Genomic DNA, 230 nt, shown 5'->3' on the forward strand with positions numbered 1-230 from the left:
CGAAGCATATGTAAATCTGGTGCTTGAATTGGAGAAGCTGGATGACTGACAAAGAGAAACTAGAACAAATCAGCCTGTCTCTTGAAAAATTTCAGCGGACAGGGGATGTAGAGCATTTAGAAGATATTGAAAGGATTTTAGAATATGACGGAACTGACGACTGTTGAAGCAAACGTGTTGAACATTATCCTACCGTATCGCTTCGATAACCCTATCAAATTTGAAAAAGT

The 230-nt window shown here is 38.7% G+C and carries 1 protein-coding gene; it reads left to right on the plus strand.

The window, feature by feature from the left end; translation table 11 throughout:
- Nucleotides 1–41: 41 nt before the first annotated feature.
- The gene (locus N8N51_RS10425; RefSeq protein ID WP_261104152.1) at nucleotides 42–167 is read left to right on the plus strand and encodes a hypothetical protein; all 126 of its coding nucleotides are present in this window, start codon (nucleotides 42–44) and stop codon (nucleotides 165–167) included.
- The last annotated feature ends 63 nt before the right edge of the window (nucleotides 168–230 follow it).

Origin of the sequence: Streptococcus mitis, assembly GCF_946188685.1 — a bacterium.
In the GTDB taxonomy this organism is placed as follows: domain Bacteria; phylum Bacillota; class Bacilli; order Lactobacillales; family Streptococcaceae; genus Streptococcus; species Streptococcus mitis_CC.